A 23,131-nucleotide genomic window follows, 5' to 3' on the forward strand; every position below is an offset into this window, starting at 1 on the left:
CTACCGAAGGCTCGGGCGCGTGCGCCGGAGACCGTCCATGACCTCGGCCAAACGCCTGAAGATCGGCCTGTCCGCGTGCTTCTCGCATGCCGACCCGGCGCGCTCGCTCTTCACTAACAAGACCCTCCAGTACGTGGAGCAGACCATCGCTCACTGGATCATGTCGGCCGGCGCCATGGTGGTGATGGTGCCCTGCCCCACCGGCGAGACGGCGCGCGGCGACGTGACACTCGCGCATTACGCCGAATGGCTGGATGGCGTGGTCATGCACGGCGGCGCCGACGTGTGGCCGGGCAGCTACGGCGAGGTGCCGCTCAAGGACGCCTGGCTGGGCGACCGCATCCGCGACCTCTACGACCTGGCCGTGGTGGAGGCCTTCGAGCAGGCGGGCAAGCCCATCTTCGGCGTGTGCCGGGGCCTGCAGCTCATCAACGTGGCCTTCGGCGGCACGCTCTACCAGGACATCGAGACCCAGCACCCTGGCGCGCAGCAGCACCGCAACGCCGTGACCTACGACCAGCATTTCCACGAGATCGACCTGGTTCCCGGCACCCGGCTCTCGGCCATGTACCCGCGCCAGCAGCGGGTGGTGGTCAACAGCATCCACCACCAGGGCATCAAGAACCTGGCGCCGGGCTTCGACGTGGAAGCGTGGAGCCACCCCGATGGCGTGCCGGAGGCCATTCGCCGCCGGCCCAGCCGGGGCAAGGGCTACATCGCGGCGACCCAGTGGCACCCCGAATTCCGCGCCAAGGACGCGGTGGCGCTGGACGACACGCCCATCCTGCAGGATTTTCTGGATGCCTGTTCGTTCGCCAAGCTGCGGCCGGCACCGGGCCACAGCCCCTTCCAGATTCGGAATCGGGCATCTCGGCTGCTGCGGCAGGCCCTTTTGCTCAAGCGTTGAGATATAAGAACGACTGAGACATCGAAAAGCAGCCCGCGACGACGGGCCGGCAAGCGTTCTTGCCGCACACCAAAGGCCGAGGCTGGGTTTCCCACTGTTTTGCAAGCAATGCGCCGACCGCGCGTTGTAGACCAAAAATGGCAGTCAGCCAGTGCGCACAGCGCGGGTGACCCCAGGAAGACAGCCCGGCCGTGCCGTGGGCAACACCCCCCACGCATCGCGACACCCCGGCTTTTTCTCCCAGGCACCCTCTCCCTGCGTCCAGCGGCCCTGCCAGCGGCGGAAAGGCACGGGCTGCCAGGCCCGTGAGCGGAGGCAGGGCCCACCCCGTCCCGTTCGGCGCCTTCCGGTTTTCTTTCATCAGCCAGGAGACAGCGATGCGAGCCAGCCCGGATTCCCGTTCCCCCCAACCCTCGGCGCCTGCGCCGACCCCCTTCATCCCCTTCACACCCTCCCGCCTGCGACGCTGCGCGGCCGCGCTCACCCTCGGCGCGCTGGGCCTGGGCCTGGCGGCGCCGGCGGCCGCCATCACCGGGCAGCTGAACGCGCAGATCACGCTGACCTCGGGCTGCATCATCTTCGGCGGGCCGGGGACGGTGAGCGGCGCCAATTTCGGCACGCTCGACTTCGGCGTGCGGCCCTCCACCTTCATCGGCACCGCCACGGCCGTGGCGACCGGAGGCGAAGGCGGCGGCACGACCCAGGTGGTGTGCTCGCCGGAGGTGTCGGCCATCAACATCGCCGTCAGCCCCGGCAACCATGCCGGGCAGGGCACCTCGGGCGTGGGCCAGCGGGCCATGAGCAACGGCAGCGCCTTTCTGGCGTACGACGTGTACCAGGACCCGGCGCACACCACGCCGTATCCGCTGTCGTCCGCCGTGACCGGCATCGCCGTGCCGATCACCGGCTCGGCCTTCGTGCTGCCGATCTACGGCCTGGTCAACAAGACCACCCCCAACGCCCTGCCGGCCGGCACCTACACCGACCAGCTGCAGGTCACGCTCACCTTCTGACGCGGGGGGCGCCATGTCGAAGAGTCCTTCGCTGGGCGGGAATGCGCACGCCCCTGCTTTCGCCCACCCTCGTGATGTGCGCCGCGCAAGCCCGCCCCGCGCCTGGCTCGGCGCCGCGCTGCTGGCGGCCCATGCCCTGGCCGTGCCGGCCTCCATCCCCACCACGGCGCCCATGCTGGTGACGGCCTCGGTCGTGCGGGGCTGCATCGTCTCGGGCGCGCCGCAGCAGACCACGGGCGTGCCTTTCGGGCGCATCGACTTCGGCACCCATCCGGCGGTGGGCGCGGCCAGCGTGAACGCGCTGGCGGGAGGTGGCGGCCTGCAGGCGCGCATCGAATGCACGCCGGGCACCCAGGCACACATCAGCGCCAACGCCGGGCTGCATGCGCAGGGTGGGCAGCGGCGCATGTCCAACAACGCCGGGCAGTTCATCGCCTACTCGCTGGCGCTGGCCGGCGCGGCGGCGGCGCCGCTGCCGCCGGACACCGTCGTCGACCTGCCCCTGGGCGCCGCCGCCACGGCGCTGCCCCTGATGGGCACCGCGTCACTGCCCGGCAGCGGGCTGGCCGCGGGGCTGTACACCGACACGGTGCAGGTGACGCTGACATGGTGAGCCGCGCCACCCTTCTTGGCAGCTGGCTGCTGGCGGCCTGCGCCGGGCTGGGGGCCTGGGCGCCGCCAGCGCACGCCGCCGCACCGCTCATGATCTGGCCGGTCGACCCGATGATCGCTGGCGGCCAGCGCGCCGTGGCGCTGTGGATCGAGAACCGGGGCGAAGAACCGGTGAGCGTGCAGGTGCGGGTGATGGGCTGGACGCAGGACCAGGGCGACGATCGGTTCGACGCGCAGAAGGACGTCATCCCCAGCCCGCCCATCGCCGACATCGCCCCCGGCGCGCGCCAGCTGGTGCGGTTGATGGCCCTGGTGCCGGCCTCCCCGCTTTCGGAAGACGCCTACCGCGTGATCGTGGACGAGCTGCCCCGGCCCGTGGCTGCCGCCCCGCAGGCCGAAGGGCCGGCTGCGGCCGCCGCCACCCCCGCACCCGCACCCGCACCGGCGCTGGGCGTGCAGCTGCAGGTGCGCTATGCCATACCGCTTTTCGTCTACGGCGCCGGCGCGGCGGGCCCCCGCATGTCGGCCACCGCGCTGGCAGCGCTGAACGGCGTGCCGGCGCAGCCGCTGGATGCGGACCTGTCGTGGCGCATCGAGAGCGATGGCGGCTCGCACCGGCTGGTGCTGCGCAACGCCGGGCGTGCCCACGCACGGCTCACGGCCGTGAGCTGGCAGGCGGCCGATGCCGCGCGGGAAACCGCTATCAACCCCGGCCTGCTGGGCTACGTGCTGCCGGGCAGCGAGCGGCAGTGGGAGCTGCCCGCCCCGCCCGCCGGCCCCCTGCTGCTGAAAGCCACCGTCAACGGACGGCCGGCCCTCGTCCGCCATGCAGCGCCATGACCGCCCCCCTTCGCTGCTGCGCGCCGGCTGCTGGCTGGCGCTGCTGGGCTGCATGCCGCATGCGTTGGGCGCGGGCGCCCTGCCGGCGTCAGCCGTGCCGCCCTCGCCCGCCCAGGGCCCGGAGCACGGCGGGCAGGTCACGCTGTACCTGGAGGTCATCCTCAACGGCCAGCCCGCGGGCGAGTTGATCGAGGTGACGCGGCACGGCCCCGGTCAACACGCCGTCGACGCGGCCGTGCTGCGCCGGCTGCGCCTGCCCGCCGACCAGCCCGCCGGCACGCCGGTGGTGCTGGAGGCGCTGCCTGGCGTGTCCACGCGCTACGACGCTGCCGCGCAGCAGCTGGCCGTGCAGGTGCCGCCCGCCTGGCTGCCGGCGCAGCAGCTGCAGCCCGAGGCGCGCGAGCCGCTGCAACTGTCGGCCGGCAGCGGCTGGCTGCTGAACTACGACGTGTACGCGCAGCACTCGCGCACCGGCCGGTCGAGCGCGGCCACCGCCTCGGTCTGGTCGGAGCAGCGCTACTTCGGCCCGCCGGGCATCGTCTCGAACACCGGCATCCTGCGCCATGCGGACGGCGGCGCCGGGCCGCCCGGCTACCTGCGCTACGACACCCGCTGGACGCGCACCGACCCGGTGGCCGCCACCGAATGGACGGTGGGCGACATGGTGACCGGGGCGCTGCCCTGGTCCACATCGGTGCGGCTGGGCGGGGTGCAGTGGTCGCGCAACTTCTCCACCCGGCCCGACCTGGTGACCTACCCGCTGCCCGAGTTCGCCGGCCAGGCCGCCGTGCCTTCGGCCGTGGACGTGTTCGTCAACGGCTTTCGCGCCACGCGCCAGAACGTGCAGCCCGGGCCGTTCACGCTGGGCGGCCTACCCACCGTGTCGGGCAGCGGTGTGGCCTCGGTCGTCACCACCGACGCCCTGGGCCGGCGCGTGAGCACGGAGGTGCCCTTCTACGTCAGCAGCCAGCTGCTGCGGCCCGGCTGGACCGACTACTCGCTGTCGCTGGGCGCCCTGCGGCAGGACTTCGGCATGCGCAATCTGTCCTACGGGCAGGCGCTGGGCGCGGGCGTGTACCGGCGCGGCATCACCGACCGCTGGACGCTGGAGGGCCAGGCCCAGGCCGGCCGCGACCTGGCCGTGCTGGGCCTGGGCACGATGAACCGGCTGGGGCAATGGGGCGTGGCCTCGGCATCGGCCACGCGCGGGCAGGTGCGCGGGATGGGTGCGGGCTGGCAGTACGGCCTGGGCTACCAGTACGAATCGGCGGTGGGCGGCATTTCCGCGCAGCAGCTGGGGCGCACGGCCGATTACGGCGACGCCAGCACCGCCGCGCGCGACGGTTTCCGGCTGCAGCGGCGCAGCCGCCAGATCAACGCGCACCTGAACACCCGCATGGGCAGCTTCAACCTGGGCTGGGTGGATCTGCGCGGCGCGCTGAACGAGCGCAACCGGCTTGCCTACGCCAGTTTCAGCACCTCGCTGCAGCGCGACCTGTTCCTGTCGCTGACGGCCGGCCGCACGGTGGACACGGGCGACACGCAGTTGCGGATGCAGCTGACCTACCTGCTGGGCGAGGACACCTCGGCGCAGGTCGCCTTCTCGCACGCCGGCGGGCGCAGCCAGGCGCAGGCGAGCTACCAGCGCAGCGTTCCGACCGATGGCGGCTGGGGCTGGAACGCCAGCCAGTCCATCGACAGCGAGCGCGAGGGCCGCTACACGCAGGCCGCGGTGCAGCACCGCAGCCGGGCGGTGCTGGCGCAGGCCGGCGTGTTCGGCACGCCCGGCGCCCCTTCGCAGTGGGCGGGCGCGGCGGGCTCCCTGGGGTGGATGGACGGCTACGCCTTCGCGGCCAACCGCATCACCGACAGCTTCGCGCTGGTCTCCACCGAGGGCGTGGCCGGCGTGGAGGTGACCTACGACAACCAGCCCATGGGCCGCACCGACGAGCGCGGCTACCTGCTGGTGCCGGGCGTGACCTCGTACTACGCCGGCCGCTTCGCGCTCAACGCGCTGGAGATGCCGGCCGACATGCATGTGCCCGCCCTGGAAAAGAAGGTGGCGGTGCCGCGCGGCATGGGCGCCTTCGTGTCGCTGCCGGTGCTGAAGATGCGCACCGCCACCATCACCCTGCTGGGCACCGACGGCCGGCCGCTGCCGCCCGGCAGCGCCGTGCTGCACGAACAGGGGAACGTGCCCTCGGTGGTGGGCTGGGACGGCGTCGTCTACCTCACGCGGCTGCACCCGCGCAACACGCTGGTGGCGCAGCCGCCCGGCGGGGGGCCGCCCTGCCGGGCCGAGTTCGACGAAGCCGCCTACGCCGCAGTGCGCGACCTGCTCGTCACCTGCGCCACCGATGCGCAGGGCGCGGGCGGGGCCGCGGCCCCGGGGCAGCGCACATGAAGGCCGCCGCGCTGCTCGCCTGCACCGCCGCGCTGGTGGCCGGCCTGCCGGCCGCGCACGCCGCCTGCGTCACGGCGGAGAGCGGCGGCTCGCTGGGCACGGCATCGTCCTTCCGGGTGCGGCAGGGGCCGGCCGTGAGCACGTCGGCCCAGTTCACCCTGGGCTGCGGCGGAATCGTGCTGTCGGCGCTGGGCACGCCCACGGTGCGGGCCAAGATCACCTCGCCCACCACGGGCCTCACGCTGAAGAACGGCGCACGGCAGATCCCCTACCGCATCACCGACCTGGGCGGGGCCTCATACACGCAGGGGCTGCTCATCATCAACGCCTCGGGGGCGGCCGTGCTGGGCCTGCTGAGCAACAACACCGCCAGCCTGCCGCTGCGCATCGCCACCACCCTCGGCGCGAACGTGCCCGCCGGCACCTACACCGACACCATCACCGTGAACTGGGAATACGCCAACCTGTGCGAAGGCCTGCTGGGCCTGGGCAACATTTGCGTGGGCACGCCGCGCAACGGCAACGTGGACCGCACGCTGACCGTGCAGCTGGTGGTGACCAACGACTGCGCCATCACCGCGCCCGACCTGCATTTCGGTTCGGCGCCGCTGCCGGGGGCTTTCAGCTCCGTCACGCAGAACCTGACGCTGACCTGCACGCAGGGGCTGAACTACACGGTGGGCATCACGGCCGGTGCGGCGCCGCAGGGCGGCCGGCGCTACATGACCTCGGGGGGCAACCGGCTGGCCTACGACATCTTCCGGCCCGGCGGCGGCGTCTGGGGCACCGAGGGCGCGGCCCGCGTCGCGGGCACCGGCGTGGCCGACGGGCTCACGCCGCAGACGCTGCCCTACACCGCCACCATCTACCCCGACCAGCCGGCCGTGCCGCCCGGGCTCTACCAGGACAGCCTGCAGGTCGAGGTGCAGTTCTGACGCTCAGGCGCCGGCTCTTAGGCGCTGGCGCGGCAGACGCGCACCACGTCGGCGCCGTAGGCCTCCAGCTTCTTGGCCCCCATGCCGGTGATGCCCTGCAGGTCGTCCAGCGAGCCGGGGTCGCGCTCGGCGATGGCCGCCAGCGTGGCGTCGTGGAAGATCACGTAGGCCGGCAGGTTGTGCTCGCGCGCCACCTCGGCGCGCCAGGCCTTGAGGTTGATGAAGCGCGCCTGGCCGTCCGGCCCCAGGTTGGCGGCGGCCGCCGGCGGCGCGGTGCTGCGGCGGGTGCGCCTGGCCGGCGTGCTGGCGGTGGATTCGCGCAGCTGCACGGCCACCTGGCCTTTCAGCACGGGGCGCGAGCCTTCGGTCAGGCTCAGCGTGTCGAAGCTGTGGCCGCTTTCGAGCATCACCTTGTGCAGGCCGACCGCGCCGGTGGCCAGCAGCTGCCGCAGCACGCCGCGCAGCTGCGGCTCGGAGTATTCCTTGCCCACGCCGAAGGTGGAGAGCTTGTCGTGGCCGAACTGCCGGATCTTCTCCGTGTCCTTGCCGCGCACGATGTCCATGATGTGGCCGGTGCCGAAAGTAAGGCCGCTCGCTTCGTGCACGCGGTAGATGGTGGACAGCAGCTTGCGCGCCGCGTCCGTCCCGTCCCAGACGGCCGGCGGGTTCAGGCAGTTGTCGCAGTTGCCGCAGGGTGTGGAGGCCTCGCCGAAGTAGCCCAGCAGCCGCACGCGCCGGCAGTCGGTGGCCTCGGCCAGGCCCAGCAGCGCGTCGAGCTTGCCGCGCATCACCTGCTTGAATTCCTCGCCGGCGGGGCTCTCGTCGATCATGCGGCGCTGGTTCACCACGTCCTGCAGGCCGTAGGCCATCCAGGCGTCGGCGGGCAGGCCGTCGCGGCCGGCGCGGCCGGTCTCCTGGTAGTAGCCCTCGATGTTCTTGGGCATGTCCACGTGGGCAACGAAGCGCACGTCCGGCTTGTCGATGCCCATGCCGAAGGCGATGGTCGCCACCATGACGATGCCCTCCTCGCGCAGGAAGCGGTCCTGGTTCTCCTGGCGCACCTCGGGCGGCAGGCCGGCGTGGTAGGGCAGCGACTTCAAACCCGCATCGACCAGCGCGGCGGACATCTCCTCCACGCGCTTTCTCGACTGGCAATAGACCACGCCGGCATCCTCGGGGTGCTCGCGCTCGATGAAGCGCAGCAGCTGGGCCAGCGGCTCCTTCTTCTCTTCGATGCGGTAGCGGATGTTGGGCCGGTCGAAGCTGCTGACGAAATGCTGCGCGTCCTCCAGCTGCAGGCGCTCGACGATGTCGGCGCGCGTGAGTTCGTCGGCCGTGGCGGTGAGCGCGATGCGCGGCACGCCCGGGTAGCGCTCGTGCAGCACGGTCAGCGCGCGGTATTCGGGGCGGAAGTCGTGGCCCCACTGGCTCACGCAGTGCGCCTCGTCGATGGCGAACATCGAGAGCTGCCCGCGCTGGTGCAGGCCGTCGAGCAGCTCCAGGAAGCGCGGCGTGGTCAGCCGCTCGGGCGCTGCATACAGCATGGTGATGTCGCCGCGCGCCACGCGCTTTTCCAGCTCCTGCGTCTGCAGCCAGTCGAGCGTGGAGTTGAGGTAAGCGGCGTCCACGCCCGCCTCGTGCAGCGCGCCCACCTGGTCGTGCATGAGCGCGATCAGCGGCGACACCACGATGGCCACGCCCCGGCCCGCATCGCGCCGCACGATGGCCGGCACCTGGTAGCACAGCGACTTGCCGCCGCCCGTGGGCATCAGCACCAGCGCGTCGCCGCCGGTGATCACGTGTTCGACGATGGCCTCCTGCGGGCCGCGGAAATGCTCGTAGCCGAAGACGTCGTGCAGGACGAAATGCGCGGGGGACAAAGCTGGAATACTCTCTTTTTGATAGCTACCGGCGCTTTATGCATGAGCGCTGGGGGCGGATTTGGCTTGGAATCGTGGCACCCGCGAATGCCCGGAGGGCCGCAGGCACGCAAGGGCGCTATTGTGCGCGCCGCGCCCCCACCACAGCAGGCCGGCGGCGGCAGCCAACGATTCGCAACGGCAATGGATCGGTCCGATTATTCAATTGGACGCCTATGGCTGCTGCCTCCAAGATGGATGTCAGCCCCGGCACAGGGGCAGCGACTCCAGCGGTTCACGACAAACCAGGAGACAACGAACATGCAGCGATTCCTCCGCGCCACCCTGGTGGCCTGCGGCGTGCTGGCGGCCAGCCTGCCGGCACTGGCCCAGCAGCAGCCTTATCCCAACGCCCCCATCACCCTGGTCGTGCCGTTCGCGGCGGGCAGCGGCACCGATGCGGTGGCCCGCACCGTGGGCCAGAAGCTGGCGGACCGCTTGAAGCAGCCGGTGCTGGTGGACAACAAGCCCGGCGCCAACGGCCAGGTGGCCGCGCAGCTGGTGGCCAAGGCCAAGCCGGACGGCTACACGCTGTTCATGACGACCAACACCACGCACTCGGCCAACCCGGCGCTGTATGCCCATCTGAAGTACGACCCGATCAAGGACTTCACCCCCGTTGCGCGCACGGGAGAGCTGCCCTTCGCGCTGATCGTGCACCCCAGCGTGCCGGCCAGGACGATGGCCGAGTTCATCGACTATGCCCGCGCCCACCCGGGCAAGCTGAGCTACGCCACGCCCAACAGTACCTCCCTGGTGGCCATGGAAAGCATCAAGCGCATCGCCCAGGTGGACCTGCTCGGCGTGCCCTACAAGTCCAGCCCGCAGGCCTTGACCGACCTGCTGGGCGGCCAGGTACTGGCCTATGTGGTGGATCTGGGCTCGGGCAAGAGCATGCTCGCGGGCGACAAGGTGCGCACGCTGGGCATCACCACGGCCCAGCCCTCGCCGCTGCTGCCGGGGGTGCCCCCCATCGGGCAGACGGTCAAGGGGTTCGACCTCACCTCCTGGAACGGCATCTTCGGCCCCGCCGGCATGCCCCCGGCCGTGGTGGACCGCATCAACACCGAACTGCAGGCCGTGCTGGCCGACAAGGACACGCAGGACAAGCTGGCGCAGATCGGCTTCCAGGTCTGGCCCAGCAAGACGCCGGAAGAGTTCAGCCAGTACGTGGCGCAGCAGCTCACGCACTGGGGCACCCTCATCCGGCAGGCGGGCATCAAGCCGGAATAAAGGAGCATGCACCAGGGAACCTGGCGCCCGGGCCGCTCGCCAGGCGCTCCACGGTGGCACCACAGGACTCACGACATGACGGATGACGCATCCCCCACCCCTGGCGCAGCACGCACCGGCCCGCTGGCCGGGGTGCGCGTGCTCGACCTCACCTCGGTCATCATGGGCCCCTTCGCCACGCAGATCCTGGCGCAGCTGGGCGCCGAGGTCATCAAGGTGGAGGCACCCGATGGCGACAACATGCGCCACGTCGGCCCCATGCGCCACCCGGGCATGGGCCACATCTTCCTGCACGCGAATGCCGGCAAGCACAGCATCGCGCTGGACCTGAAGCACCCCGAAGGGCGCGAGGCCGCGCTGCGGCTGGCCGAGGACTGCGACGTGCTCGTCAGCAACGTGCGGCCGCGGGCGCTGGCCCGGCTGGGCCTGGACTACGACGCCGTGCGGGCCCGCAGCCCGCGCATCATCCACGTGAGCTGCTGCGGCTTCGACCAGGACGGGCCCGACGCCGCGCGGCCCGCCTACGACGACCTGATCCAGGGCGCCACCGGCATCCCCTGGCTGATGCAGCAATACGGCGCGCCCGAGCCCGGCTATGCGCCCACCACGCTATCGGACCGGGTGACCGGCCTGCACGCGGTGTATGCCGTCACCGCAGCGCTCTATGCCCGCGAGAAGACCGGCCAGGGCCAGGCCATCGTCGTGCCCATGTTCGAGGCCATGGCCCAGTTCGTCCTGGGCGACCACATGGCGGGCCTTACCTTCGAGCCGCCGCGGGGCGAGCCGGGCTACGCCCGCCTGCTCACCGCCCACCGCAAGCCCTACGCCACGGCCGACGGCATGCTGTGCGTGCTGATCTACAACGACAAGCACTGGCGCAGCTTCTTCGCCGCCATTGGCGAGACGGAAGGGCTGGCCCGCGACCCGCGCTTCGCGACGCACGGCGCGCGCGCCGCGCACATCGACGCCGTCTATGCCGAGGTGGCCCGCATCCTGCGCGGTCGCCCCACCGCCGAATGGCGGGCGCTGCTGGATGCCGCCGACGTGCCGAACATGCCCATGAACTCGCCGGCCGACCTGCTGACCAACCCCCAGTTGCGCGCCACCGGCTTCCTGCACGACACGGTGCACCCCACCGAAGGGCCCATGCACGCCATGGGCCACCCCACGCGCTGGTCGGCCACCCCACCCGCGCACGATCTGCCCGCGGCCCCGCGGCTGGGGCAGCACACACGCGCCCTGCTGGCGCAGGCCGGCTACACGCCGGCCCAGATCGACGCCCTGCTGGCGCAGGGTGCCTGCCGCACATCCGACGGAGAAACCGCATGACCCACCCCGCCTCCCGCTACCTGGTGCGCCAGGCCCAGGTGCCCGGCTACCAGCCCGCCAACCACCACCACACCGTGAACCAGCGCCTGATCGGCCCCGAGACCGTGGGCGCGCGGCAGATGGAGGTGCTGCTGGGCACCCTGCACCGGGGCGGCGGTGCGCTGCCGCATGCGCACCCGGGCATCGAGCAGGCCTGCTACCTGCTGGAAGGCACGGCCCGCGCCGAGGTGGGGGGCGAGGCCTTCGACATGGTGCCGGGCGACATGTGCTTCTTTCCGGCCGACCGCATGCACGTGTTCACCGTGACCAGCGACACGCCCGTGAAGCTGCTGGTGATCTACAGCCCGCCCTACGGCGAATCACCCGACAAGGTGATCCGCCCGGCCGCGAAGGGCATGTGATGGACTTCGCCCTTTCACCGGAACAGGAACAGATCCAGGGTGCCATCGAGCGTGTCTGCGCACCGTTCGACGCCGACTACTGGCTCGCGAAGGACCGGGACGGCGGCTTTCCGCACGACTTCCACCAGGCGCTGGCCGATGCCGGCTGGCTGGGCATCGCCATGCCCGAGGCCTACGGCGGCGCCGGCCTGGGCATCAGCGAGGCCGCGCTGATGATGCACACCATCTCGGCCACGGGCGCGGGCCTGTCGGGCGCCTCGGCCGTGCACATGAACATCTTCGGGCTGCACCCGGTGGTGGTCTTCGGCACCGAGGAACAGAAGGCGCGCTGGCTGCCGCCGCTGATCCAGGGCCGCGACAAGGCCTGCTTCGGCGTGACCGAGCCCAACACGGGCCTGAACACCCTCAAGCTCAAGACCCGCGCCGTGCGGCAGGGCGACCACTACCTGGTGCACGGCCAGAAGGTGTGGATCAGCACCGCGCAGGTGGCCAGCAAGATCCTGCTGCTGGCGCGCACCACGCCGCTGGAAGAGTGCCGCGGCACCGAGGGCCTGAGCCTCTTCTACACCGACCTGGACCGCAGCACGGTCGAGGTGCGCGAGATTGAGAAGCTCGGCCGCAAATGCGTGGACTCCAACCAGGTGTTCATCGACGGCCTGCGCATTCCCGTGGAGGACCGCGTGGGCGAGGAAGGCAAGGGCTTCCAGTACATCCTGCACGGACTCAATCCCGAGCGCATCCTGATCGCCAGCGAGGCCGTGGGCCTGGGCCGCGCGGCGCTGGCACGCGCGGCCGGCTATGCGCAGGAGCGCGAGGTGTTCGGCCGCCCGATCGGGCAGAACCAGGGCATACAGCACCCGCTGGCGCAGTCGTGGATGGAGCTGGAGGCCGCGCACCTGATGGTGCAGAAGGCCGCCTGGCTCTACGACCGGCACCAGCCTTGCGGCGCCGAGGCCAACGCCGCCAAGTACCTGGCGGCCGAGGCCTGCTACCACGCCTGCGAACGGGCCATCCTGACCCACGGCGGCATGGGCTACGCCAAGGAATACCACGTGGAGCGCTACCTGCGCGAGTCGTGGATCCCGCGCCTGGCGCCGGTGAGCCCGCAGCTCATCCTGTGTTTCATCGCGGAAAAGGTGCTCGGTCTACCCAAATCCTATTGACATCACACTGAACGGCTGCGCCGCTTCCGCGCACCGGATCGCCGGGACCGCAGCGGCTGGCATGATTCCTCGCATGAAACTGCACCTGCTGCGCTACTTCGCCGTGCTGGCCGAGGAGCTGCACTTCGGCCGCGCGGCGGAGCGGCTGGCCATCACCCAGCCGCCGCTCAGCTCGGGCATCAAGGCGCTGGAGGACGAGCTCGGCGTGAAGCTGTTCGAGCGCAACAGCAAGCACGTCGCGCTGACGGCGGCGGGCGCGGCCTACCTGGTCGAGGTGCGCGTGGTGCTGGACCGGGTGGACCGCGCGGGCGACACGGCGCGCGCCGTGGCGGCAGGACTGCGCGGCCGGCTCGACATCGGGTTCACGGGCTCGATGGTCTACCGCGACATGCCGGCCATCGTGCGCGCCTTCGGCGAGCGTGCGCCGGGCATCGAGGTCAACCTGCGCGAGATGTCCTCGGGCGAGCAGATCGACGCGCTGCTGCACCGCCAGCTGCACGCCGGTTTCATCAACGCCAGCGTGGTGCCCGAGCCGCTGCGCTGCCTGCCGCTGGCGCAGGACCATTTCGTGGCCTGCCTGCCGCGGGGCCATGCGCTGGCGGGCGCCGCGCAGGTGGACCTGCGCGCCCTGGCCGACGAGACCTTCGTGATGTTCGCGCGCGACGTGGCACCCGCCAACCACGACAACGTGGTCGCGCTCTTCCACCGCGCCGGCATCCATCCGCACACACGCCATGCCACGCGCCAGTGGCTCACCGTGGTGGCCCTGGTGGCCATGGGCATGGGCGTGGCGCTGGTGCCGGCCACCATGGCGCAGGCCGCCGTGCAGGGCGTGCGGTTCGTGCCCATCGCCCATCTGGAGCACCCCACCGTGGGCGTGCTGGCGTGGCACGCGGCAGCCCGGAACCCGGCGCTGCAGACCTTCCTGGACGTGGCGGCGGCCGCGCCAGGCCCGAGCCACCCGCCGTCGCCAGTCCATTGACAAGACGCCGAGACGCCGTTGCCCGCGGGCTCGGCAAGGGGTGCTGCCGCCCCCGGTGACTCGGGCGGCCTGGACGCTTCGCGGACGGCTCCTGCTATGTCTTGCAGCTATACCTGTATCCCCACCCGTCAGTTCATTCCGGAAATTCCGCCCCATAGACTTGACTGGCGCAAATACCGGCCCCACGGCCCGGCGCAAGGCACGGCGGCGTGCTGCCGCATGCCGCCAGAACAACGAAGGAGACACACCAATGAACACCACCACGTCCCTGCGCCGCCTGGCGCTGGCCCTGCTCGTTTCGGGCATCTCGCTGCAGGCGGCCGCCCAGGCCTACGCCGACCGCACCATCCGCGTCGGCCACCAGGCGCAATCCGACGCGCCCATCTCCCAGGCCGCGCGCAAGTTCGCCGAGCTGGTGGCTGCCAAAAGCGGCGGCCAGCTCAAGATCAAGGAGTACCCCGCCTCGCAGCTGGGCAACGAGGCGCAGCAGATGGGCGCGCTGCGCGGCGGCACGCAGGAGCTGTTCATTCCCACCACCACGTCGCTCGCCCCGGTGGTCAAGGAATTCGGCCTGCTGGACTTTCCCTTCCTCGTCTCCACGACGGCGCAGGCCGAGGCCCTGCTCGACGGCCCCGCTGGCGCGGCGCTGCTGGAGCGGCTGCCGCCCAAGGGCCTCATCGGCCTGGGCTACTGGGAGAACGGCTTTCGCAACGTCACCAACAGCGCACGCCCGATCCAGAAGCCGGAAGACTTCGCCGGGCTCAAGCTGCGCGTGATCCCCAACCCCGTGTTCATCGACGCCTTCAAGGCGCTGGGCGCCAACCCGACGCCGCTGGCCTTCGGCGAGCTGTACGGCGCGCTCGAATCGCGCGCGGTGGACGGCCAGGAGAACCCCTACGTGCTGATCGACACGTCGAAGTTCTACGAGGTGCAGAAGTTCGCGAGCAACACCAACCACGTCTACAGCCCGCTGATCGTGCTGGCCGGCAAGCCGTTCTGGGACAAGCTCTCCGAGAGCGAGCGCCAGATCCTGCAGTCGGCCTTCAAGGAAGCGCAGGCCTATCAGCGCACGCTGAGCCGCCAGGCCACCACGACGGCCATTGCGGAGGTAAAGGCCAAGGGCATGAAGATCAATGACGTCAGCCCCGCAGAGCTGCAGCGCATGGAGGCGGTGGTGCGCCCCGTGACCGAGAAATTCGCCGCTACCTACGACCCGGCGATCACCAAGCCGTTCTTCGCCGAGTTGCAGAAGATCAGGCAGAAGTAACGGCGGCCGCCATGGCCGGCCCGGGCGTGCATGACGGCATGCCCGGGCCGCGCCGTGCGCGCGTCGGCCCGGGGCACCGGCAGCCGGGGCCCCGGAACCACACCCAACCACCTTCGCAGAGGACCAACGCATGCGAAAAATCATCGATCTCTATTGCGGCATCTTCGAATTCCTGATCGCGCTCATGCTGGCGCTGATGGTGATCCTGGTGTTCGGCAACGTGGTGCTGCGCTACGGCTTCAACTCGGGCATCGCGGTGTCGGAAGAGGTGTCGCGCTGGCTCTTCATCTGGATCACCTTCCTGGGCGCCGTGGTGGCCCTGCGAGAACGGGCGCACTTGGGAGTGGACATGGTGGTGTCGCGGCTGCCGGTCGCCGGCAAGAAGCTGTGCCTGGCGGCCAGCTACCTCTGCATGCTCTACATCCTCTGGCTGCTGTACGACGGCAGTGTGGACCAGATGCGCATCAATGCGGACACCGAGGCGCCCGTGACCGGCGCACCCATGTCCATCGTGTACGCGCCGGGCGCGGTCTTCGCCGTCTGCGCGGCGCTCATCCTGCTCACCGACTTGGCACGCTTGCTGGCGGGGCGCCTGTCGGTGGACGAACTGGTGAGCATCCAGGAATCCGAGGAAGCCGCCGCGCTGGCCGAGGCGCTCGGCCCCCACGGCGCTTCCAGCCCCTCCGCAGCCGCCGGCAGCTCCCAACCCTCCACCCGCTCCTGACCGATCATGACCATCGCGGTATTCCTCGCTGCACTGCTGCTGGCCATGGCCATCGGCATGCCCATTTCCTTCGCGCTGCTGGCCAGCGGCGTGGCCCTCATGTGGCAGCTGGACCTGTTCAACGCGCAGATCCTCATCCAGAACCTGATCGGCGGCGCCGACAGCTTCCCGCTGCTGGCCGTGCCCTTCTTCATGCTGGCCGGCGAGATCATGAACGTGGGCGGGCTGTCCCGGCGCATCGTCAACCTGGCGCTCGCGCTGGTGGGCCACGTGCGCGGCGGCCTGGGCTACGTCACCATCATGGCCGGTTGCCTGCTGTCGGCGCTGTCCGGATCGGCCGTGGCCGACGCGGCGGCGCTCACCGCGCTGCTGTTGCCCATGATGGCGCAGGCCGGCCACGACAAGGCCCGGGCCGGCGGCCTGATCGCCGCCACCGGCGTCATCGGCCCGGTGATCCCGCCCAGCATCGGGCTGGTCATCTTCGGCGTGGCGGGCAACGTTTCCATCTCCAAGCTGTTCATGGCGGCCATCGTGCCGGGCCTGCTGATCGGCGGCGCGCTGTGGGTGACCTGGGCCTGGCTGGTGCGGCGCGAACAGATCGCGCCGCCGCCGCGCAAGTCCGTGCGGGAGATCCTGGCCGCCGCACGCGAAGCCAGCTGGGCGCTGCTGCTGCCGGTGATCATCCTCGTCGGCCTGCGCATGGGCGTGTTCACGCCGACCGAAGCCGCCGTGGTGGCGGCCGTGTATGCCTTCGTGGTGGCGACCTTCGTGTACCGCGAGCTCACCCTGCGCCAGCTCTACCGCGTCTTCGTGGGGGCCGCCAAGACCAGCGCCATCGTGATGTTCCTGATCGCCGCCGCCATGGTGAGCGCCTGGCTCATCACCGTGGCCGACCTGCCCTCCAAGGTGGTGGGCCTGCTGGAGCCCTTCATGGGCAACAAGATCCTGCTGATGGTCGCCATCATGGTGCTGGTGATGGTGGTGGGCACGGCGATGGACATGACGCCCACCATCCTGATCCTGACGCCCATCCTGATGCCGGTGGTGAACGCGGCGGGCATCGACCCGGTGTATTTCGGCGTGATGTTCATCATCAACAACTCCATCGGCCTCATCACGCCGCCGGTGGGCGTTGTGCTCAACGTGGTGGCGGGCGTGGGCAAGATGCGCATGGACGACGTGACGCGCGGTGTGATGCCCTTCATGCTGGCCGAGTTCGCGGTCATGTTCCTGATGATCTTCTTCCCCATCCTGGTCACCGGGCCGGCGCGCTGGTTCCATGGGTGAACGTTGACGGCAGGCAGGCCCACGAGCCTGCCGCTTTCGGCGGGAGCGCCATGGCGCCCCCGGTTCACGGCCTGAAGACTCGCAAAAGACTTCGGGCCGTTTTCCCTGGCGGGCATTCAGGCTGGAGCGGGCCCTGCCCGGGGCAAAAAAAGCCGGACCGCCACGGTCCGGCCCTCGAAAGGCCACGGCGTCACCGACCGAGCGGCTCGCGATGCTCGTCGCAGCACACCGCCCGCCAGCGATGCCGAGCCGAGGTCTGGCCGATGCCGGGATTGAAGGTGTTGGTCGGGTCCAGGCTGCGGTAGAAGCCTTCGAGCGCCGGGCCGGCGCGGTAGAGGTGGCCGACGTTGTGCTCGGCCGGGTACCTGGCGCCCCGCGCATCCAGCAGCGCCAGCACGCGTTCCTTGAACTGTACGCAGTCCACGCCCTTCTTCACCAGGTATTCCTGGTGCATGACATGGCAGAAGAAGTGGCCACAGTACATGGGCTGCTCGACCTGCGCGGCTAGCTCCGGCGGCAGGGTCTCGAACCAGTCCAGCGCGTTGCGCGGCAGGGCGACGTCCAGCGCCACCACGTCTTCCACCGTGTCGGCATGCACCGCCCGGTAGCGGTTGGTGGCGTTGCCGACGGCGAAGCGGTTCAGGAACGCGGCGCCCGCCTCCTCGTCGTCGCATTCGAAGCAACCAGCCTCGGGGTGCTCGGCCAGGAACGACTGCAGGTAGGTGCGCGTCTCCTCGATGCCCGCATCGCTCACTTTCAGCAGCAGGTGGTGGGCATAGCGGTCGCGGAAGTCGTTCATGCGGGCTGGCAGGTGCTCGGGCATCGCGTTGGCGAGCCGCTGCAGCAGGCGGTCGGCCAGGTTCCGCCCCAGCCCGCAGCGCTCGGCCAGCGCGTCGAAGCGGCTCTTGAGCGCAAAGGCCAGCGGCACGCGGGCGGCGCCCAGCTTGCGGATGTAGACGAACAGGTCCTTGCCGTAGGTGCGGCTCAGGTCGTAGGCCGAGCGGTGCATGTATTCGGCCGCCACGGGCAGGGAGGCGAAGCGGGCCAGCATGTGGCGGCGCAGGTCCGCGAGGTCTGGCGGCTGGTTGGTGCCGATGTAGAACACGCGGGTGTCGGTGTCCGCCGCGAAGGTGTCCAGCCGCAGCGCGAAGACGGCGATCTTGCCGGCGGAACCGGAGGCTTCGTAGAGGCGGCGCGGGTCCGCGTTGTAACGGGCCGGCTCGCTGGAGCCGATGTCGCGCACGTGCTGCGCGTATTCGCGGTCTGAGGCCATGCGTCCGGGCTCCGCCGGCAGATCGTCGCGTGCGAAGCGGCCGCCCTCCAGGTTGGCGAGGATCTGCTCCGGGTCGTCGCCGAGCGCGATACCCAGGTGGTTGACGAGCCGCAGCTGGCCGTCCTCGTCGATGCGGGCATGCAGCGAGAACTGCGTGAACGCGGGGCCGCGCCGGATGAGCGAGCCGCCGGAGTTGTTGCAGATACCGCCGGTCACCGAGGCGCCGATGCAGCTCGAGCCGATGACGGAATGCGGTTCGCGGCCCAGCGGCGCGAGCGTGCGTTCGAGCTGTTCGAGCGTGACGCCGGGCTGCGCCAGCACCTGCTCGCCGCGCTGCAACAGATGGAGCCGCGTGAGCCGCAGCATGTTGATGAGCACCACCGGGCGGTCGTAGCCGCCCTCCATCGGCGTGGAGCCGCCGGTGAGTCCCGTGTTGGCCGCCTGGCAGAGGATGACGGTGCCCGCCGCATGGCAGGCCTCGAGCGTGCGCCACAGCTGCGTCAGGCTGCCGGGGCGCACCACGGCCAGGACGTCGCCGCCGCCGTAGCGAAAGCCGCTGCGGTAGCGGCGCGTGGCCGTGTCGGTCGTGAGTACGTGGCGGCTACCGACGATTCCCTTGAGCCGGGCCAGCAGGTCGGAAGGCGCGAGGGCCGCGGCCGGAGGCATGCCCGTCACGCGCGCCCGGGCTGGCCGTCCGTCAGCCGCCAGAGGCCCAGCGGGTTGGCCTGCTGCAAGGCCTCAGGCAGCAGGGCGTCGGGCAGGTCCTGGTAGCACACGGGCCGCAGGAATCGGTCGATGGCGGAGGCGCCCACCGAGGTGAACATCGCGTTCGATGTGGACGGGAACGGGCCGCCGTGCACCATGGCATGGCAGACCTCCACGCCGGTCGGGAAGCCATTGGCCAGCAGCCGCCCGGCCTTGCGCTCCAGCACCGGCAGCAGCCGGCGGGCGAGCGGATGGTCCGCCGCCTCCAGGTGCAGGGTGGCGGTGAGCTGGCCTTCCAGCCGCTCGGCCAGGGCGATCAGCTCGTCCATGTCCTTCGCGCGCACCACCAGCGACGCGGGGCCGAAGACTTCGCACGACAGCGCATGCTGCTCCATCCAGGTCCGTGCGTCGGTGGTGAAAAGCGCGGCCTGCGCGGCGTTGTGCAGGTTGCCCGCGGCCTGGCCCTCGGCGACGCGCTGCACGCCCGGCGTGGCGGCCATGGCCTCCACGCCGCTGCGATAGGCGCCGTGGATGCCGGCCGTGAGCATGGTCTGCGCGCCCTTGCGCGCCAGCGCCTCGCCCGCGGCCTGCACGAAGCGGTCCAGGTCGGGGCCGTCGATGCCCAGCACCAGGCCGGGGTTGGTGCAGAACTGGCCCGCGCCCGTGGCGAGCGATTCGGCGAAGCCCTGGGCCATGGCCTCGGCCCGCTGCGCCAGGGCGGCGGGCAGCAGGAAGACGGGGTTGATGGCGCTCATCTCGGCATAGACGGGAATCGGCTCGGGCCGGCGGTTGGCAATGGCCACCAGTGCCAGGCCGCCCTGGCGCGATCCGGTGAAGCCCACGGCCTGGATGGCGGGGTGGGCGACCAGGGCCTCGCCGATGCTGCGGCCCGCGCCGATCAAGAGCGAGAACACGCCTTCGGGCAGGCCCTGCTCGCGCACCGCCTGCTGGATGGCGCGGCCCACGAGTTCGGAAGTGCCCAGGTGAGCGCCGTGTGCCTTCACCACCACCGGCGCGCCGGCGGCGAGGGCCGAGGCGGTGTCACCGCCGGCCACCGAGAAGGCGAGCGGAAAGTTGCTGGCGCCGAACACCGCCACGGGGCCGAGCGGCACCTTGGCCAGCCGCAGGTCGGCGCGCGGCAGGGGCTGGCGCTGCGGCTGGGCCGGGTCGATGGTGGCGTGCAGGAAGTGGCCGTCGCGCACCACGCTGGCGAACAGGCGCAGCTGGCCCACGGTGCGGCCGCGCTCGCCCGTCAGGCGGGCCAGCGGCAGGCCGGTTTCGGCATGGGCGCGCTCCAGCAGCGCATCGCCCAGCGCCATGATCTGGTCGGCGATGGCCTCCAGGAAGGCGGCGCGGCGCGCGAGCGGCAGGGCGCGGTATTCGTCGAAGGCCGCCGCGGCCAGGCGGGCGGCGCGGTCCACGTCGGCGGGGGTGCCGAAGCCGAAATGCGGCTCGGCGATCTCGGCGTTCGTGGCGGGGTTGAAGGCGCGCTGGCCTCCGTCGGTGCCGGCGACCGCATCGGCGCCGATCAGCATCTGGCCTGTGAGAGGGGTGATCAAGGTCATGGCGGGTTCGTGGTGGAACAAGGACAACGGAAAAGGCACTGGGCAGGCCGGCGTGCATCGCCGGCCGCCCGGTGGCGAGCGCGTGGGCAGCGCCACATGTCCGCTTCGGGCGGCTGCGCGTCATCGATAGGGCTTGCCTCGCGCGGATCGACGTGCCGCCCGGGCCCTCGGGCCGTGCCAGGCGGCATCGTCTGTGCGGCAACGGGTCTTACGGTACGTTCCGCATGTCAACCGAGCTTCATGTTCAGCTTTGCGATGAGGCTCTTGAAGTAGGTGCTGTCGCTGCTCCACTGTGCCCCGAAGACGCGGTCATCGGCATATGCATAGCCCAGATTGAGCTTCTGAAGCGTTGCCAGGAAGGCGGGATCCTGCGCGGTCTTCGCCGCCATGTCCCGCAGCGTCTGCAGGACTTCGGGAGGGGTGTCCTTGGGCGCGGCCAGGCCCCGCCAAACGCCCAGCACCAGATCGACGCCCCGCTCCCGGAATGTCGGCACCTCGGCGAACTCGGGAATGCGTTTTTCCGCCATGACGGCGAGCAACCGCAGCTTGCCCGCTGCCACGTAGGTTCCCACTTCGGCCGGACTGACCGCCACTGCGTCGATATGCCCGCCCATGAGCGCCAGGACGGCAGGGGCTGCTCCCTGGTAAGGCACTTGATTGAAGCGTACCTGTGCCTTGTCCTCGAGTGCAGAGGCCGTGAGATTCCAGATCGAGCCCGGGCCGGCGTTTCCAACACGCATTTCCCCGGGCGATTTCTTCGCGGCAGCGAGAAATTCCTCGATGGTCTTCCATGGCGAATCTGCGCGGACGGTAATGGCGGAGGGGTCGTAGTTCAGCCGTGCGATCGGCACCAGGCGGTCATGCGTGAACCGGGCGATCCCCAGACTGTTCAGGAAGGTCAGCTCGACTGTCACCAGCGCGATCTTGTAGCCATCGGGCCGCGCGTTGATGACTTCCATCGTGCCGATGGACGTGCTCGCCCCTGGCTTGTTCACCGCAATGATGCTCTGGCGGAAATACTTGCGCGATACGTCGGCGAAGGATCGAGCCACGGCGTCTGTGCCACCGCCCGCAGCGTAGGGCACGATGAGTTCGACACTCCGGTCGGGGTAGTCCCGATCGGAAGCGCGCGCAGACGAGCCGATGGAGAGCATGCTCGCGTAAGCGCCAATGTAGGCAAAGGCGCGGCGACGGGTCAGAGGTGCGGGGATGGGCTGCATGTCATTCGATCTATGAGCGGCGTGGCGAAACCCACTGGTCAGGTTCACCATGGCCTGTCTGGAAATTGGAGATGTCTTGCGGAAGGTTTCGCCAGCGCCCGCTGACGGATGACCGAGAGGCGCGGCGCTTCGAAGGCCTCTTCGAAGCACGGCCGGGCGCTGCGGCCTACATCGCCGCTTCGACCAGGCGCGCGTAATCGTCTGCGCTGGCTTCGCGCGGATTCGTCTTGTGGCTGTGGTCGGCCAGCGCGCCGGTGACGATGCGGGGCATCAGGTCGGCCGTGACGCCCATCTCGCCCAGGCCGGCGGGCAGCTGGAGCTTGCGGGACATGTCCTGGATCGCGTCCTCCACCGCCATGTGCGCCGGCAGGCCCATGGCCTGCGCCAGGCGATCGATCTTCTCGTCGCGCGCCACGGTGTCGGATTCGCGGTTGAAGCGGATCACCGCAGGCAGCAGCACGGCGTTGAGCGTGCCGTGGTGCAGGCGCGGGTTGATGCCGCCCAGCGAATGGCTCAGGCTGTGCACGCAGCCAAGGCCCTTCTGGAAGGCCAGCGCACCCTGCAGCGATGCGCTCATCATGTTGCTGCGGGCCTCGATGTCGCTGGGCTCGTGGAAGGCGGTTTCGATGTTCTTCCAGGCGCGGCGCAGGCCGTCCAGGGCGATGCCTTCTGCCGGCGGGTTGAAGCTGGGCGCGAGGAAGGTCTCGATGCAGTGCGCCACCGCGTCCATGCCGGTGGCGGCCGTCAGGCCCGGCGGCAGGCCCACGGTCAGGGCCGGGTCGCAGAGCGCGACCTTGGGGATGACGTGGGGCGAGATGATGCCCACCTTGCGGCCGTCGTCCAGGATGATGATGGCGCCGCGCCCGACCTCGCTGCCCGTGCCCGCGGTGGTGGGAATGGCCACCACCGGCACCGTGGCCGCGGTGATGCGGGCCAGACCCCCTTCGATCAGCGCGAACTGGCGCAGCGGCCCCGGGTGGCACGCCGACACCGCCACCGCCTTGGCCAAGTCGATGGACGAGCCGCCGCCCACGGCGACGATGCCGTCGCAGCCCGCCTCGTGGAAGCTCGCCACGCCTTCACGCGCCGCGGCCTCGGTCGGGTTCGAGGGCGTGCCGTCGAACACGTGGAAATGCGGCAGGTCGTTCGCGGCGAGGATGCGCTCGATCAGCCCGGCCGCGACCACGCCCTTGTCGGTGATGAAGAGGGGCTTCTTGAAGCCCAGTGTCTGGCATACCGAGGCCAGTTCGGCCGCGCTGCCCGGGCCGAAGCGGATTTCCGTCACATAGTTGATCGTCGCCATCGCTCATCTCCTGATATCAAGATTTCTCATATTCACCGGTTGGCGAAAG

At 70.5% G+C, this 23,131-nt stretch carries 19 protein-coding genes; 14 read left to right on the forward strand and 5 right to left on the reverse strand.

Features of this window, described 5'->3' with window-relative positions; all coding sequences use genetic code 11:
- Positions 1-37 precede the first annotated feature (37 nt).
- The 6 genes from ABWV53_RS04960 (at position 38) to ABWV53_RS04985 (ending at position 6,711) form a co-directional block, all read left to right on the forward strand.
- Positions 38-907, forward strand: a complete 870-nt coding sequence (locus ABWV53_RS04960; protein ID WP_353363536.1) for a gamma-glutamyl-gamma-aminobutyrate hydrolase family protein — start codon at positions 38-40, stop codon at positions 905-907.
- 377 nt (positions 908-1,284) lie between these two features.
- Positions 1,285-1,920 (forward strand): Csu type fimbrial protein, encoded by a 636-nt coding sequence (locus ABWV53_RS04965; RefSeq protein WP_353363538.1) that lies wholly within the window; start codon positions 1,285-1,287, stop codon positions 1,918-1,920.
- 13 nt (positions 1,921-1,933) lie between these two features.
- The gene (locus ABWV53_RS04970) at positions 1,934-2,533 is read left to right on the forward strand and encodes a spore coat protein U domain-containing protein (protein ID WP_353363540.1); all 600 of its coding nucleotides are present in this window, start codon (positions 1,934-1,936) and stop codon (positions 2,531-2,533) included.
- Complete coding sequence (locus ABWV53_RS04975; RefSeq protein ID WP_353363542.1) at positions 2,527-3,372, forward strand: fimbrial biogenesis chaperone; 846 nt, start codon at positions 2,527-2,529, stop codon at positions 3,370-3,372. Before ABWV53_RS04970 ends, ABWV53_RS04975 begins: the two co-directional genes overlap by 7 nt.
- The gene (locus ABWV53_RS04980) at positions 3,359-5,776 is read left to right on the forward strand and encodes a fimbria/pilus outer membrane usher protein (RefSeq protein WP_353363544.1); all 2,418 of its coding nucleotides are present in this window, start codon (positions 3,359-3,361) and stop codon (positions 5,774-5,776) included. The genes ABWV53_RS04975 and ABWV53_RS04980 overlap by 14 nt, the downstream gene beginning before the upstream one ends.
- Positions 5,773-6,711 (forward strand): Csu type fimbrial protein, encoded by a 939-nt coding sequence (locus tag ABWV53_RS04985; protein ID WP_353363546.1) that lies wholly within the window; start codon positions 5,773-5,775, stop codon positions 6,709-6,711. The genes ABWV53_RS04980 and ABWV53_RS04985 overlap by 4 nt, the downstream gene beginning before the upstream one ends.
- 17 nt (positions 6,712-6,728) lie before the next feature.
- Here the strand turns inward: ABWV53_RS04985 and recQ are convergent, their stop codons facing one another.
- Positions 6,729-8,591, reverse strand: coding sequence for a DNA helicase RecQ (gene recQ / locus ABWV53_RS04990; RefSeq protein WP_353363548.1), 1,863 nt, complete (start codon positions 8,589-8,591; stop codon positions 6,729-6,731).
- A 300-nt stretch (positions 8,592-8,891) separates the two neighbouring features.
- Between recQ and ABWV53_RS04995 the strand changes: the two genes are divergently transcribed.
- The 8 genes from ABWV53_RS04995 to ABWV53_RS05030 all read left to right on the forward strand — a co-directional run bounded on the left by ABWV53_RS04995 (position 8,892) and on the right by ABWV53_RS05030 (position 17,016).
- Complete coding sequence (locus ABWV53_RS04995; RefSeq protein ID WP_353363550.1) at positions 8,892-9,863, forward strand: Bug family tripartite tricarboxylate transporter substrate binding protein; 972 nt, start codon at positions 8,892-8,894, stop codon at positions 9,861-9,863.
- Positions 9,864-9,938: 75 nt separating this feature from the next.
- Entirely contained in the window at positions 9,939-11,192 is a 1,254-nt protein-coding gene (locus tag ABWV53_RS05000; RefSeq protein ID WP_353363552.1) for a CaiB/BaiF CoA transferase family protein, read from the forward strand.
- The gene (locus ABWV53_RS05005) at positions 11,189-11,593 is read left to right on the forward strand and encodes a cupin domain-containing protein (protein WP_353363554.1); all 405 of its coding nucleotides are present in this window, start codon (positions 11,189-11,191) and stop codon (positions 11,591-11,593) included. The genes ABWV53_RS05000 and ABWV53_RS05005 overlap by 4 nt, the downstream gene beginning before the upstream one ends.
- A complete protein-coding gene (locus tag ABWV53_RS05010) occupies positions 11,593-12,756 on the forward strand; it encodes an acyl-CoA dehydrogenase family protein (RefSeq protein ID WP_353363556.1) in 1,164 nt (387 codons plus the stop codon). Before ABWV53_RS05005 ends, ABWV53_RS05010 begins: the two co-directional genes overlap by 1 nt.
- Positions 12,757-12,829: 73 nt before the next feature.
- Entirely contained in the window at positions 12,830-13,738 is a 909-nt protein-coding gene (locus tag ABWV53_RS05015; RefSeq protein WP_353363558.1) for a LysR family transcriptional regulator, read from the forward strand.
- A 250-nt stretch (positions 13,739-13,988) separates the two neighbouring features.
- Complete coding sequence (locus ABWV53_RS05020; RefSeq protein WP_353363560.1) at positions 13,989-15,005, forward strand: TRAP transporter substrate-binding protein; 1,017 nt, start codon at positions 13,989-13,991, stop codon at positions 15,003-15,005.
- Between the two features lie 130 nt (positions 15,006-15,135).
- Positions 15,136-15,729 (forward strand): TRAP transporter small permease, encoded by a 594-nt coding sequence (locus ABWV53_RS05025; protein ID WP_353363562.1) that lies wholly within the window; start codon positions 15,136-15,138, stop codon positions 15,727-15,729.
- Positions 15,730-15,735: 6 nt separating this feature from the next.
- Positions 15,736-17,016, forward strand: a complete 1,281-nt coding sequence (locus tag ABWV53_RS05030; RefSeq protein ID WP_353363564.1) for a TRAP transporter large permease — start codon at positions 15,736-15,738, stop codon at positions 17,014-17,016.
- A 190-nt stretch (positions 17,017-17,206) separates the two neighbouring features.
- On the opposite strand, the gene dld is transcribed toward ABWV53_RS05030, so the two are convergent.
- The 4 genes from dld to gbd all read right to left on the reverse strand — a co-directional run bounded on the left by dld (position 17,207) and on the right by gbd (position 23,082).
- Positions 17,207-18,955 (reverse strand): D-lactate dehydrogenase, encoded by a 1,749-nt coding sequence (dld, locus tag ABWV53_RS05035; protein ID WP_353363566.1) that lies wholly within the window; start codon positions 18,953-18,955, stop codon positions 17,207-17,209.
- Positions 18,956-18,960: 5 nt separating this feature from the next.
- The gene (locus ABWV53_RS05040) at positions 18,961-20,559 is read right to left on the reverse strand and encodes an aldehyde dehydrogenase (NADP(+)) (RefSeq protein ID WP_353363568.1); all 1,599 of its coding nucleotides are present in this window, start codon (positions 20,557-20,559) and stop codon (positions 18,961-18,963) included.
- Between the two features lie 227 nt (positions 20,560-20,786).
- Positions 20,787-21,830 (reverse strand): tripartite tricarboxylate transporter substrate binding protein, encoded by a 1,044-nt coding sequence (locus ABWV53_RS05045; RefSeq protein WP_353363570.1) that lies wholly within the window; start codon positions 21,828-21,830, stop codon positions 20,787-20,789.
- A 115-nt stretch (positions 21,831-21,945) separates the two neighbouring features.
- The gene (gene gbd / locus ABWV53_RS05050; protein ID WP_353363572.1) at positions 21,946-23,082 is read right to left on the reverse strand and encodes a 4-hydroxybutyrate dehydrogenase; all 1,137 of its coding nucleotides are present in this window, start codon (positions 23,080-23,082) and stop codon (positions 21,946-21,948) included.
- Positions 23,083-23,131 lie beyond the last annotated feature (49 nt).

The sequence above is a fragment of the Acidovorax sp. FG27 genome, assembly GCF_040365715.1.
GTDB lineage: Bacteria > Pseudomonadota > Gammaproteobacteria > Burkholderiales > Burkholderiaceae_C > Paracidovorax.